Annotated in this window: 12 protein-coding genes; 6 read left to right on the top strand and 6 right to left on the bottom strand. The window is 58.3% G+C overall.

The genetic code is table 11. From position 1 onward, the window contains the following. Positions 1-207: 207 nt before the first annotated feature. Positions 208-1014, top strand: a complete 807-nt coding sequence (locus WA922_RS01240) for a HesA/MoeB/ThiF family protein (RefSeq protein ID WP_424769855.1) — start codon at positions 208-210, stop codon at positions 1012-1014. Between the two features lie 494 nt (positions 1015-1508). Here the strand turns inward: WA922_RS01240 and WA922_RS01245 are convergent, their stop codons facing one another. Further along, complete coding sequence (locus WA922_RS01245; RefSeq protein WP_424769856.1) at positions 1509-2237, bottom strand: NAD-dependent deacylase; 729 nt, start codon at positions 2235-2237, stop codon at positions 1509-1511. Between the two features lie 42 nt (positions 2238-2279). Between WA922_RS01245 and WA922_RS01250 the strand changes: the two genes are divergently transcribed. From WA922_RS01250 to nth, 3 genes are read left to right on the top strand one after another with little or no spacing between them, the layout of a single operon-like run. After that, complete coding sequence (locus WA922_RS01250; protein WP_424769857.1) at positions 2280-4139, top strand: acyltransferase family protein; 1860 nt, start codon at positions 2280-2282, stop codon at positions 4137-4139. A 12-nt stretch (positions 4140-4151) separates the two neighbouring features. Continuing rightward, positions 4152-4892 carry a 4-hydroxy-tetrahydrodipicolinate reductase gene (gene dapB, locus WA922_RS01255; protein WP_424769858.1) on the top strand — a complete coding sequence of 247 codons (741 nt, stop codon included), beginning with the start codon at positions 4152-4154 and terminating at the stop codon, positions 4890-4892. A 10-nt stretch (positions 4893-4902) separates the two neighbouring features. Continuing rightward, positions 4903-5577 carry an endonuclease III gene (nth, locus tag WA922_RS01260; protein WP_424769859.1) on the top strand — a complete coding sequence of 225 codons (675 nt, stop codon included), beginning with the start codon at positions 4903-4905 and terminating at the stop codon, positions 5575-5577. An 11-nt stretch (positions 5578-5588) separates the two neighbouring features. Here the strand turns inward: nth and dapE are convergent, their stop codons facing one another. Genes dapE through WA922_RS01275 form a run of 3 tightly spaced genes read right to left on the bottom strand, consistent with a single transcriptional unit; the run spans position 5589 to position 8280 of the window. Then, the gene (dapE, locus tag WA922_RS01265; RefSeq protein ID WP_424769860.1) at positions 5589-6725 is read right to left on the bottom strand and encodes a succinyl-diaminopimelate desuccinylase; all 1137 of its coding nucleotides are present in this window, start codon (positions 6723-6725) and stop codon (positions 5589-5591) included. Next, positions 6722-7654 carry a S1/P1 nuclease gene (locus tag WA922_RS01270; protein WP_424769861.1) on the bottom strand — a complete coding sequence of 311 codons (933 nt, stop codon included), beginning with the start codon at positions 7652-7654 and terminating at the stop codon, positions 6722-6724. Before WA922_RS01270 ends, dapE begins: the two co-directional genes overlap by 4 nt. Further along, positions 7615-8280, bottom strand: coding sequence for a glutathione S-transferase family protein (locus WA922_RS01275; protein ID WP_424769876.1), 666 nt, complete (start codon positions 8278-8280; stop codon positions 7615-7617). The genes WA922_RS01270 and WA922_RS01275 overlap by 40 nt, the downstream gene beginning before the upstream one ends. A 392-nt stretch (positions 8281-8672) precedes the next feature. On the opposite strand from WA922_RS01275, the gene WA922_RS01280 reads away from it, so the two are divergent. Beyond that, entirely contained in the window at positions 8673-9092 is a 420-nt protein-coding gene (locus WA922_RS01280) for a VOC family protein (RefSeq protein ID WP_424769862.1), read from the top strand. A 33-nt stretch (positions 9093-9125) separates the two neighbouring features. Then, complete coding sequence (locus WA922_RS01285) at positions 9126-10316, top strand: acyl-CoA dehydrogenase family protein (RefSeq protein WP_424769863.1); 1191 nt, start codon at positions 9126-9128, stop codon at positions 10314-10316. 251 nt (positions 10317-10567) lie between these two features. Here the strand turns inward: WA922_RS01285 and WA922_RS01290 are convergent, their stop codons facing one another. Then, positions 10568-12544 (bottom strand): acyltransferase family protein, encoded by a 1977-nt coding sequence (locus WA922_RS01290; protein WP_424769864.1) that lies wholly within the window; start codon positions 12542-12544, stop codon positions 10568-10570. A gap of 339 nt (positions 12545-12883) precedes the next feature. Next, the gene (yihA, locus tag WA922_RS01295) at positions 12884-13561 is read right to left on the bottom strand and encodes a ribosome biogenesis GTP-binding protein YihA/YsxC (protein WP_424769865.1); all 678 of its coding nucleotides are present in this window, start codon (positions 13559-13561) and stop codon (positions 12884-12886) included. Positions 13562-13614: the final 53 nt, after the last annotated feature.

The raw sequence follows: 13614 nt of genomic DNA on the forward strand, positions 1-13614 counted from the left end.
CGGTCGGCCTTGCGGTTCACTGGTCGTGAACCGGACCATTCCAAGCCATCAATTTGTGAACTCGCTCTTGGTCACGGCAGTCAGAGGGCGACTGCCCGACGCGCGGTTAGCGCGGTAGCCTAAGGGAGCGAACGCGACCGCCGGCGCTTGAGGCTGAACAAACAAAACTCATCGACAGCCTATCTGCACCGCGTCTACAGCCCGCCTATGACCCTATCCCCTGACCGTCTGGACCGTTTCGCGCGGCATATTGTGATCCCCGAGATCGGCGGCGTTGGCCAAATCGCGTTGACACAAGCGCGGATTACTCTGGTCGGGCTGGGCGGGATTGGCAGCCCTGCCCTGCAATATCTGGCGGGCGCGGGTATCGGGAATATTACGCTGATTGATGACGGCGATGTGGAGCTGTCCAACCTCCAGCGCCAGACCATCTATACCCAGCGCGATATCGGCCATTCCAAAGCGGTCAGCGCGCGCCGCTGGCTGGCCAATTTCGACAGCGAGATTGTGGTCGATGTGCGCGATGACCGGATTACCCGCGATAATGCCGCAGATGTTCTGGGCGGCACCGATCTGGTGATCGACGGGACCGATAATTTCGCCACGCGCTTGGCGGTTTCGGATGCCTGTGTGGCCATCGGTGTGCCGCTGCTGAGCGCGGCTGTCGGGCGTTTCCAAGGACAAGTCGCCGCGTTTGCGGGGCATTTACCGGGGCAGCCATGCTACCGCTGCTATGTCGGCGATGCGTTCGACAATGATGAGTGCGACACCTGCGCCGATGACGGGATGCTGGGCGCAATGGCCGGTTGGGCCGGCAGCTTCGCCGCAATCCAGGCGGTGCGGATAGTGCTGGAAGGCAAGTCAGCTCTGGGCGATCCAGGGTGGGGCAAACTGCACATGCTCGACGGCATGAAGCCGGGTATGCGCACGCTGAATATTGCGAAAGATCCGGAGTGTGGGGGGTGTGGGAGGCTAGAGCTAGCAGACGACCCAGTTGCTGATATTTCGAACTGATTAAACGCAATCACCAAAGCTAGGCGGACCATCTTGGGCAAGTAGTTCATCAACTGCTTGATTAAGCTCATCGGCGTTTGCTGACTTGAAGTTATCGTATGACTCCGCGATGTCGCCTTTGCAGATGTATGCGTGGTCCTCGCTATTGAGGTTCTGGTCTTTCTTGAACTCCTCAAGACTTGCCGGATCTCCTCCAGTATTGCGAATGATGTAATCATCGAACCTTTCGGAGTAACTTGCGGTTCTTGCCTGAAATTCAGGATCCTGACCCGCACGACACTGGTGTCCAGTCTTCTCTGCAAAGTATATAAAGGTCCCAAGACAGAGGACTCCCCTACCGGGCATCTCTGCCGACGGCGCGGTCGAGATTAGACCTTACGCAAGATGCACTTAGAACAGCGACGCGTAGAGCTATTGAATAATGGGCCGTTGTTAGATCATAGCCGTGAATTCAGGCAGACGCCAGAACGTGCGCGTCCACCCCGCAAACTGACCTACTCCCCCAACACCTCTTTCACCCATTCCGGCACCAGCACCCCCGCCGTGCCCAGCCGCGTTTCGTCGAACCAGCCTGATCCTTCGCTGCGCTCTAAATTCAATTCCAGCGTTTGCACGCCGAGCGACCGCGCATCCTGCACAAAGCCTGCCGCCGGATAGACTGCGCCCGATGTGCCGATGGACACGAACAGATCGGCACTGCGCAGCGCGGCGTATATTCGCTCCATGTCATAAGGCATTTCACCAAACCATACGACATCGGGGCGCAGAGCTGTCTCGCCGCATCGGGGACATGCGGGGCGGCCTATCATCGGCCCTGTCCACTGGGAGCGGCCAAGGCAAGCAGAGCACAGCGCGCTCAGCAGCTCGCCATGCATATGATGGACGCATTCTGCACCGGCCCGCTCATGCAGATCATCGACATTCTGCGTCACAATCAGCAGAGTATGACCCGCCCGCGCGCTCCATTCGCGGTCCAGCCGCGCCAAAGCATAATGCGCCGCATTGGGCTGTTTCGTCTGCACATCGGCGCGCCGCATATCATAGAAGTTCAGCACCAGATCGGGATCGCGCGCGAACCCTTCGGGCGTGGCGACATCTTCTATCGGGTGCTGTTCCCATAACCCTGGTCCATCGGGCCCTCCATCAGAACGGAACGTTTCAATCCCGCTTTCCGCGCTGATCCCCGCGCCGGTCAATATTACAATGTTTTGTGGTTTATGCATGTGGGCGGAATGTTTACCATCTGCGGCTATTGCGCAAGCGCAATGAGCAGCAAACCACATCCAAGTTACCGCCCCGATATTGACGGGCTGCGCGCGCTCGCCGTGTTGCCAGTGCTGCTCTATCACGCGCATGTTCCCGGATCTGGCGGCGGGTTTGTCGGCGTGGATATTTTCTTCGTCATTTCCGGCTATCTGATTACCGGCATTATTGCGCGCGAGATTGATGCGGGTGATTTCTCCATCATCAATTTTTACGAGCGGCGCGCGCGGCGGATATTGCCCGCTCTGTTTGCGGTAATTGCCTTCGTGCTGATCGCGGCAAGCTGGCTCTATCTGCCGGGCGATTTTGAGGGCGTTCCGCGTTCGGCCCTCGCTGCGCTGGGCTTCCTCGCCAATATCTGGCTATTTATGGAAGCGGGCTATTTCCAGGCCGCCGCCGAAACCATGCCGCTGCTCCACACCTGGTCATTGGGAGTGGAGGAGCAGTTCTATATCATCTTCCCGGTTATCCTGATCGCTATTGCGCGGATTGCCCCCGCATGGCGGTTGCGCGCGGTCGCGGCGCTGGCGGCGGGAAGCTTCGTCTGGGCGGTCGCCAAACAGGCGGATACGGACAGTTTCGCATTTTACCTGCTGCCCCCGCGCGCATGGGAATTGATGATCGGATCGCTGCTCGCGCTGGGGGTTGTGCCCGCCATTCGCTGCCGCTGGATTAACGAGACGCTGTGCCTTGCCGCGCTGATCGCTATTATCGGGCCGGTCATATTCTATAGCAGCCAAACGGTCTTCCCCGGTACGGCTGCATTGCCCCCGGTTCTGGGTGCCGCCATTCTGATCCATTGCGCGCGCGGTACCTTTGCCGGGGCGCTGCTCTCGATGCGCGGACCGGTGGCGATTGGCCTGATCAGCTATTCGCTGTATCTGTGGCATTGGCCGCTAATCGTGTTCACCCAATATGCGCAGGATGCGCCGCTCAGCGCGGTCCAGTCCGTCCTGATTATCACCGTGTCGCTCGCCATATCCTGGGCCAGCTGGCGATTTATCGAACGGCCATTTCGCAATCGGGCACATTTTGACCGTAAACGCATCTTTATGTTGAGCGGCAGCGGAATTGCCGCGCTGTCGGCCCTATGCGCGGTGATGATTGCCCAGGGCGGCTGGGCCAGCCGGTTCCCCGAACAGACCGTGCGCTATGCAAACGGCGCATTGGATATCAGCCCGGCGCGCAGCGCGTGTATCACTGACGAGATCAGCGGACACTGGCCAGACTGCACCCTGGGCGCGGATACACCGCCCAGCGCGGTGATCTGGGGTGATAGCCACGGGATGGAAATGGCGTGGGTGCTCGGCCAGACATACGCGGTGCGCGGGGCCTCTATTGCGCAGAGAACCCGCGCGAGCTGTGCCCCGGCGCTGGGTTATGACGATGCGCGCGATCCCAAATGCCGCCTGTTCAACGAAGCGGTGCTGGCCGAGATCGAAGCGAGCCGCTCTGTCCAAACGGTTTACCTCACCGCCTTCTGGGCACGCGAGGGTTACCGCGATGCCGCTGTGGACCAGCTGGTGGATGATACGATCACCCGGCTGCAATCGGCGGGAAAAGCCGTGATACTGATCGGCCCCGTACCGCCGCAGCCCGCCTCTGTACCCCGCCGCCTGGCCTTGCGCGGAGCAAACGCACAAACGGCCAGCCGGGCCGAGTTTGAGGCGCAGACCGACTGGTTTACTGGCCGGTTCGCGAAATGGCGCGCGCGGGGCGTGAATATTATCGAACCAGCGCGGGTATTGGTGCGCGGTGACACAACGATCATTGTCGAAGACGGCCAACCGCTCTATTTCGATTCGCATCATCTGAGCCTGACCGGGGCGAAGCGCGTTTTGGCTCAAGACCCGGCACAGTAAACGGGGGGGCATATGGCCCGTATTGGCGTAATCGGCAGCGAAGGCCGCATGGGACAGGCCCTGACAGCCGCAATTGCCAGCGGGGGCCATGACTGTTCCGGCGGGGTAGATAAAGGCGGGGTGGACAAAGGCGGGGTAGCTGCTTTGGCCAAGGTAAGCGATGCGCTGGTCGATTTTTCCGCTCCGGCGGCGCTCGCTGATACTCTGGCAGCCGCGCGGGCTGCGGGCACCGCGATAGTCATTGGGACCACCGGGCTTGAGGCAGCGCACCATGCACTGATTGACGATGCGGCCCGGCAGATTGCCATCCTCCAAACCGGCAATACATCGCTGGGTGTGACGCTGCTGGCCCATCTGGTTCAGGAAGCGGCGGCGCGGCTGGGCGATGATTGGGATATCGAGATTGTCGAAATGCACCACCGGATGAAAGTGGATGCGCCTTCGGGTACGGCGCTGCTGCTGGGAGCAGCTGCTGCAGAGGGACGCGGGATTGATCTGGCCGCACATTCCGAACGCGGGCGCGATGGCGAGACCGGCGCGCGCCAACAAGGCGCAATCGGCTTCGCCTCGCTACGCGGCGGAACCGTGGCGGGCGATCACAGCGTCACTTTCGCAGGCGACGAAGAGCGCATCACTCTGACGCATAATGCCGAAAACCGCATGATATTCGCGCGCGGCGCGGTGAAGGCGGCGGAATGGCTGATTGGCCGTGATGCGGGCCGCTACACAATGAATGATGTGCTGTCGCTTTGAGCAATCCAGCATGACCAAAGACCAGATTTTTGAATTTTTCCGCCGCTTGGCTGAGGATAATCCAGAACCCGAAACCGAGCTGGAATATGGCAATGCCTATCAGCTGGTGGTTGCGGTCGCGCTGTCGGCCCAGGCGACCGATGTCGGGGTCAATAAAGCCACGCGCGCGCTGTTTGCCAAAGTCACCACGCCCGAGCAGATGGTCGCGCTGGGCGAGGATGGGCTGAAAGAGCATATCAAAACCATCGGGCTGTTTAATTCCAAAGCCAAGAACGTCATATTGTTGTCGCAGCGGCTGATCGACCATTATGGCAGCGAAGTGCCGAATGACCGCGACGAACTCGTTACCTTACCCGGAGTAGGCCGCAAGACCGCCAATGTGGTGCTCAATTGCTGGTTTGGGCAAGAAACCTTTGCCGTCGATACGCATATTTTGCGGGTCGGAAACCGCACCGGCCTCGCCAAGGGCAAAACGCCCGAATCGGTCGAGGCCAAGCTGGACAAACGCGTACCGCAGCCCTTCCGTCTGCACGCCCATCATTGGCTGATCCTGCATGGCCGCTACATCTGCAAAGCCCGCACACCCGAATGCTGGCGCTGCCCGGTGGCCGATCTGTGCAGTTTCCGCAAGAAAACGCCGCCTCCCAAACACGCGCCCGAAAGCGCGGCAAAAAAGCGCGCCTGAACGCTGACGGCTTAGCCGGCCAGCACCGCCTTAGTGATCCGCGCATAGATTTTCGCCAGCACATCCAGATCCGCCACGGCCACAGCCTCATCGGTTTTGTGCATGGTTGCGTTGCACAGGCCGAATTCGATCACCGGGCACACGGCGCGCAGGAACCGCGCATCGGATGTGCCGCCAGTGGTGGAGGCTTCGGGTGCAATACCCGTTTCGGCCTCCACCGCGTCGGCAATGATCCGGCTGAACTCGCCCGGCGGGGTCAGGAACGGCTCGCCCGATATGATCGATTTGGCCGCGCCGCCATGCTTTTCGGCAATCGCGGCAACCCGCTCCGACAAAGACGCGCCGCTATGGATGTCGTTGAACCGGATAGAAAGCCGCGCAGTGGCCTTGGCTGGGATCACATTATGCGCCGGATTACCGACTTCCAGATCGGTGATCTCAAGGTTGGATGGCTGGAACCAGTCGGTCCCTTCATCTAACACCAGCGCGTCCAACTCCGCCATAATCGCCACCAATCTGGGCAGCGGATTATCCGCCAGATGGGGATAGGCCACATGGCCCTGCGTGCCCTCAACCACGATCCAGATATTGACCGAACCGCGCCGCCCGATCTTCATCATATCACCGAGCCGGTTCACCGATGTCGGCTCCCCCACCAGACACAGATCGGGCTCCATATCATGCTCGCGCATGAAATCGATCAGCGCGCGCGTACCGTACACTGCGGGGCCTTCCTCATCACCGGTGATGATAAAGCTGAGCGTTCCGGCATCGGCGGGTACATCATGCGCGGCAGCGATCATGCTGGCGATGGATCCCTTCATATCCACCGCACCGCGGCCATGCAGCAAATCGCCGCCCGGACTTGGCCGTATCTCAGGAGCAAAGGGCGCACTGGTCCAGTCATTGCCCGGCGGCACCACATCCAGATGGCCGGCAAAGGCGAAATGCTTCGATCCGGCGGGCCCGCGCCGGATCGCGAACAGGTTTTCCACCGGTCCATCAGGCGCTTCGCCGGTCACGAACCGGTGGACCTCAAAGCCGAGCGGTGAGAGCATCTGTGCCATCACATCAAACACCAGGCCCGTGGCGGGCGTGACGCTGGGCGCGGCAATCAGTTTTTCGGCATAATCCAGGGCAATGCTCATCTGCGGCTGCGCTCCGGCTGGGGCAATGCGCCCGGTTCAAACGCACGGTCGAGCATATCGGCCATGCGCAGGCCCGCCTGCTGGATACGCCGTTGCGCAATCGGAATGGCGGCGACGATATCTTCCTGAGTCAGCGCAGTTTCATTGGGCAAATCACCGGCGCACGGATTGGCGTCAAAGGCATTGGGATAGACGAAATCCCTCGCAATCTGCCAGCTTTCACGGCCCCAGTCTGGCGGTTCCCCGCCGCTCAGCTCGGCCCGTTCTGCCGTGCTGTAACGCCGCGCAATCGGCAGCCGGGTGGAGGTAATCGCGCGTTCCGCCAATGCCCCGTCCCAAATCCGGTGCAGGTTTTGATCAGGCACAATGCCGTAATCGGTGATCCGGTCATTCCCGCCGCGATCATCCTTGTCCCCCGAATGGAGCGGCATGTGAATGTCCCCGACAAAATGGACCATAAAGGCAAGCGCCTCCAACCGGATCGGGCCTGGCAGGCTTTCATCCGCGAGCATCCGCTGGCTGCGCTCTATCTGGGCGGTCACACAATTGCCGCCGCTGCAATTGGCAAACGGGCGATACTGCTCGCAGATCGGCGTCGTGCGGTAATGCCATGCTGCAGTATACCCCCAGCGCCAGCGGGCGCGGCGGACACAATCGGCCCACACAGCCGCATCTTGCAGGGTTTTGAGATCACATTCAGGCGTGCCCAGATCTTTTTCATAGCGCATCAGCGCCGCAATCGCCGTGCGTGTTTCAGGCCGCACATTGGCAAGCGCAATGTCGGCGGTTGTCCGGTGGCCAAAACCGCCCCATGCCAGCGCCGGGGCGGGCAGCACAGCGGTGATCATCACCGCGAAGACCGCGAAACCATTTGCGATTGCTCTGGCGGTTATTCTGCCGATGCGCTCTCGTATTGTTCCAACACCCATTGCTCGTCCTCTGCGCTTGTCAGCCATTGCTGCATCCATTCATGTTCCCACACCGCCTGCATATAGGTTTCAGCAAAGGCGGGCACGCCCACTCCATAGGTCAAGAACCGGCTGACTATCGGGGCATAAAATATGTCCGCCGCGCCAAAGGTTCCAAATATATACGGTCCGCCCTGCCCGAACCGGGCGCGTGCCTCTGCCCACAGTTGCAGGATACGGATAACATCATTTCTGGCATCGTCGGACAATGTGACACCTTCAAAACGTTTGCGCATATTCATCGGGCATTCGCGGCGCAGCGCCATGTAGGAACTGTGCATCTCGCCAACCATTGCCCGCGCCATGCCGCGCGCGGTTTCATCCTTGGGCCAGAACCGGTCGCGCCCGACCTTGTCGCCCAGATATTCCAGTATCGCCAGCGAATCCCACACGACCGTGTCCCCGTCCCACAGGATCGGAACTTTGCCCGCTGGCATGATCTCGCCCGATTCTTTCTTCGCCGCGGCCCATTCCTCGCCGCCAATATTGACCAGGATTTCCTCAAAATGAAGGCCCGATTGCTTGATCGCCAGCCAGCCGCGCAGCGACCAGCTGGAGTAGTTTTTATTGCCGATAATCAGCTTCACTGTCTGTACCTTATGTCCACCTGACAGACGGCGTACCCGTTCATCCTTTCTGTGTCGAGACTGAACGAAGCGGACGGGCGGGACAGTGTCTTTACCCGTAACTTCGCGAAGCATCTGGCGCGGCAGACGGATGTGCGGTTCGGCTAAGCTACAGGTGGGGGTGGGGGCTGGGGCTGGGGCGGGGGCTGGGGCTGGGGCGGGGGCTGGGGCAGCGATAGGGACGTGTTTCATCCCGCAGCCTATGACGATTTCAGGCTGTGTAGGAAAATCCACTAAAAAGTAGTGAAAATAAAGAGAACCCAAAAGAACCCGAAACAACCAGCGTGTGACTTTCCGGGATGTCCACCTGCTTTCACTTGGCCGTTCGCTTGTGTTATATTAGAGCGGCCGAGATGACCCTGCGCCCTTTCCATCTCGCCTTTCCCGTCAATGATCTGGCCGCCGCGCGCGCATTTTATGGCGGCGTGCTGGGCTGCGCAGAGGGGCGCTCATCCCCGCAATGGATCGATTTCAACTTTTATGGCCACCAGATTGTGACCCATCTGGTGGAGGGCGCGCAGACGGACGCGGCCAAAAATCCGGTCGACGGCCACGGCGTACCCGTGCCGCATTTCGGCGTAATATTGGCTATGCCCGATTGGGAGGCTCTGGCGGACAGACTCCGCGCCGCTGGAACGGTTTTTGAAATAGAACCGGCCATCCGTTTCAAAGGCAAACCGGGCGAACAGGCGACGATGTTTTTCCGCGATCCGGCAGGCAATGCGCTGGAAATGAAAGCCTTTGCCAGCGACGATATGCTGTTTGCCGCGTAGACCGGAGCGAACTCTAGCGATGGACCTGCAACGATGAACCTTGATTTTGACCCCGCCCTGCAAGAATTCCGCGAAGAAATCCGGTCGTTCTTCGCGCATGACTATCCGGGGGATATTCTTGCAAAAGTCGCGGCCGGAGCCAGTCTGACCACGGCGGAAGTGCGCGAGGCGGAAATGGCGCTGGGCGCGAAGGGCTGGCTTGCCAGCGCATGGCCGCGCGAGCATGGCGGGCCGGGCTGGTCGATCGAACAGCAGTATATTTTTGACGAAGAACTGGAACGTGCAGGCGCGCCCACGGTCACGCCTATGGGTGTCGTCTATGTCGGGCCGGTGGTCTACACTTTCGGCACCAAGACACAGAAAGCGCGCTGGCTGCCCGGCATTGCTGACGGTTCGGTTGGTTGGGCGCAGGGGTATAGCGAGCCGGAGGCCGGGTCAGACCTTGCCTCGCTGCAATTTTCCGCGGTGCGCGATGGGGACGAATATATCCTCAACGGGACCAAGATCTGGACCTCTGCCGCCAACCATGCCGACTGGATTTTCCTGCTCACCCGCACCTCTCACGAGGCCAAGAAGCAGCTTGGCATTACGTTCATTTGCGCGCCTTTGGACGCGCCCGGCGTTACGGTAAAACCGATTATCTCGATCGACGGCAAATATCACCTGAGCCAATGCGATTTTGCGGATGTCCGCGTGCCCGTATCGAACCGCATCGGGGAGGAAGGCAAAGGCTGGTCCTACTCGCAATATCTGCTGGGGAATGAACGGACATCCTATGCGCGGATTGGCGGCAAACGCAGCCAGCTGGCCAGCATCCGCGCCATTGCCAGCCAGATACCCACCGGCGGCAATCAGCGGCTGATTGATGACCATGCCTTTGCTATGCGGTTAAGCGCCGCCGATATGCGCGTCGATGCGCTGGAGATTACCACTTTGCGCGTGTTGTGTTCAGTAAAAGATGGCGGATCGCCGGGCAATGAAGCCTCGATCCTGAAAATTATGGCCACCGAAACCGCGCAGGAGATTACCGGGTTGTTTTGCATCGCAGCGGGCGAGCACGGAATGCGCAAATTCACCGATAGCGTCAGCCCCGCATGGACGGGCGAGGCAGCGTTTGCCGCACCGGGTGTCGCCACCTATCTGGGCACCCGCGCGCAGAGCATTTACGGCGGCACCAACGAAATTCAGCGGAATATTATCGCGAAGCATGTGCTGGGGTTGTGATTGGGTTGGTTTGATGCGCTTGAAATGAGGCTCGAGGGCGACCAGCTAAATGATAGCAACGGGGTAATTATTATGGATTGTCCGCTCCTAGCAATGCAACGCCATAAGGCCGACTTCCAGCCTGCACGCCCAATTTCGGCCATTCACCGTAGGGTGCGCCTCGGCAGTATTCAGTGGGTTTGACTACCATAAACGAAATGACCGAAACTATCGCGGAGCAGGCAGTCTAGCGTAGGACTTAAGCGGCGGCGTCACATAGATGATCGGGCCTCTTCAAATTTGATCCGTCTGACTCGCTGGGCATTGATAACCTTGTCTGCCAAATCGAATTTCTTGCCGAGAAAGCGCGCACCTTCAATCGAGAGATGTCCGTCATCTCGATAGAGCGGAACACCTTCCATGGACGCGAAACATTCATCGCGGTCGCACATGAAGTTGTCTAGCCAGACTACTGCAACATCGCCCTCCAATTTTTGCAGCATGGATCGAGCACGAGATGCCGTTTCACTCATATCCTTCCGCGCGAAATTGCACTTGCTGCCGGACATCTTAAATAAAGTTGCGTGAACAAGGCAGGTTCCAAAATTTTGGCCGGTATTCGGTGGGGGCGCCACAATAACCAATTTCTTGCCGGCTCGAGAAACACGTTTATCAAGACTGCGAAACGCTTTCGTAATAAGCCGAATATGCTCCCGCGAAGCGACCGACCCATCGCGCAGATAAATCGTCGTTTCCGGATTCAGCAACTTGAATGGAGATGAAATTGCCACGAATTTCGCACTCTGGTTCTCTTCGATGTAGGCAAGCGCCTCGTCATTAAACGCCAAACAATCTGTCCATGGCGTCATACTTCCTATGGTAGCCATATCAGGAATAGGGGCGCACTGGCTCTTAGTGAGCTGGAGCATCGGGACGGCGCTCGGACTGTCCTTCAATGCCTGCGCTAAATGCATTGCAAAGCTATCGCCCCAAAGAATAATCTGTGGGTCAGCACCAGTTCGACATTCGGGATTGAGCGTAAAGGAGCCCTCACATTTCGGGGACAAGCCGTAATTCGGAGCAAGCGCAAGGTCGCTCTTCAAGGAAGCGAAACTCTGCCCAGAGGGAGTAGTTCGTCCTGGAAAGCCTTGGCCAAACACGCCAATCAGACCAATATAGAGCGCCATAGCCATTGCCATTCCACTGGCAAGAAAAACTGATGATTGGGAACGGATCGGACCGGACTTGCTATTTCGAAATGGGTTTTCGATAAATCGCCAACTCAAATATGCGAGGGCAAAGGAAGCGACGCCAAGCGCGCCCATAAGATATGGCGTGGGTTCAGACACGCTCCGGATACGAGCAAAAGCAAACACCGGTTGATGCCACAGATAGGCACTGTAGCTGATCAGCCCGACAAAAACGAGCGGACGAAACCCCAGCAGCTTCGCAGCTAAAGTACCTTCTCCGCCAAAACAGAGAAGTAGCGCGGCACCTGTCACCGGGATAACGGCGTAAAAACTGGGGAACGGTGTTTTTGCATCGAAAGTGAAGATGGACAGCAGAATAAGGGTGAAGCCAATGGCACTAATCCATTGCTTCTGCTGAACACCGAACTTTCGCGTGAAAATCGCAGCTAAAGATCCCGCGAGAAGCTCCCATGCGCGAAATGGAAAAAGATAGAAGTTCGCAGACGGCGCATTCCGCCAACCCCACTCTGCCAGCAGCAAACTAGCAAAGGCGGTAGCTGAAAAAATCCATGCTATCCTCTCTTTGCGGTACTTCCAAAGTACGAGGAGCAGAATTGGAAAAATGATATAGTATTGCTCTTCGACCGCAAGGCTCCAAGTATGCAGCAGCGGCTTCGTTTCCGAGGCTGGCGCGAAATATCCGGATTCCCACCAGAAGAGGAAGTTAGAAGCAAAAAAAGTCGCAGCGAAGATGCTTTGAGAAAAATCTTTAAGCTCGTTGGGCATCATCCACGTATATGCGAATGGCACGCAGGTTAGTATTACCACTGTTAGTGCGGGGAGGATCCGCCTGGCCCGCCGCTCATAGAAACGAAATAAGGAAAAACGATTGTTTTCAAGGTCGGTCAGGAGTATCGAGGTGATCAGGTACCCGCTGATAACGAAAAAAATGTCGACGCCAATGAAGCCACCACTAAATATCTCGAACCCAGCATGGAACAGCACGACAGGCATAACAGCCACGGCCCTAAGCCCGTCAATCTCGCGTCGATAAATCATGTAAATCCAAAGATCCCTTGAAAACGACGGCGTGTTTCTATGCGTGAGATTAGTGCGGTACGGCCGCGATGTAAACCGCGATCAATGCGGAGAAAGTTTGGAATATTTTCTTAGTGGGCCATTTAGAAAACAGTTTTTCTGCCCGAATATATTGAATTGCGATCACAAATTTTGCAGACACTATCAGCTTGGCAGAGATCAGCCGCACCAGCCCGGCCAAATGGATGGCCAAATTGAAATAACTCGGAGGCCGTCGGAATGATCTTCTCTGAAGGGCGCAGCAGAAATTAACGCTGTCTCGATCGAACGTCAGCAATTAGGTCGTTAGCGGACGCCCGCCTAAACCCCCGCATCCCCCAGCACTGCCGCGCGTAATTCCGCAATGCCCATGCCCTTTTCGGCGCTGGTGATGTGGAGCTGCGGGAAGGCGGCGGGGTGTTTGGCCATTTCTTCGGCGGTTTTTGCGGCCACTGCGTCCAATGCGCTCGCTTTGATCTTGTCCGCTTTGGTGAGGACCACGCGGTAGCTGACGGCGGTTTCATCGAGCATCCGCATCATATCGCGGTCCACGTCTTTGAGGCCGTGGCGGCTATCGACCAGCATCAGCGTGCGGTGCAACACCTGCCGCCCGCGCAGATAGGTTTTGATCAGCTTCTTCCACTGCTCGACCACTTTTAGCGGCGCCTTGGCATAGCCATAGCCGGGCATATCAACGAGCCGGAACAAAGTCGGGTCGCCCACTTCAAAGATATTGAGTTCCTGAGTGCGGCCCGGCGTTACCGAAGCGCGCGCAACCGCTTTGCGGCCCGTAATCGCGTTCAGTAACGAGGATTTACCCACGTTAGACCGCCCGCAAAAGGCCACTTCAGGCACAGTCGGTTCGGGCAGGAATTTTAGCTGCGGCGCTGAGAGCAGAAAATCCACCCGGCCAGAGAATAGCTTACCTGCACGGAAGGCCAGTTCTTCACGCGCGGCGGCTTCTTCTGCTTCCAGTTCCTCCGGGCTGAGCGCCTTCATTATCCGGCTGCTTCACGCGCCGCCGCAGCGGCTTTGTCAGCTTTCTCTTTCTC

It is taken from the genome of Pontixanthobacter sp. (genome assembly GCF_049682855.1).
In the GTDB taxonomy this organism is placed as follows: Bacteria; Pseudomonadota; Alphaproteobacteria; order Sphingomonadales; family Sphingomonadaceae; genus Pontixanthobacter.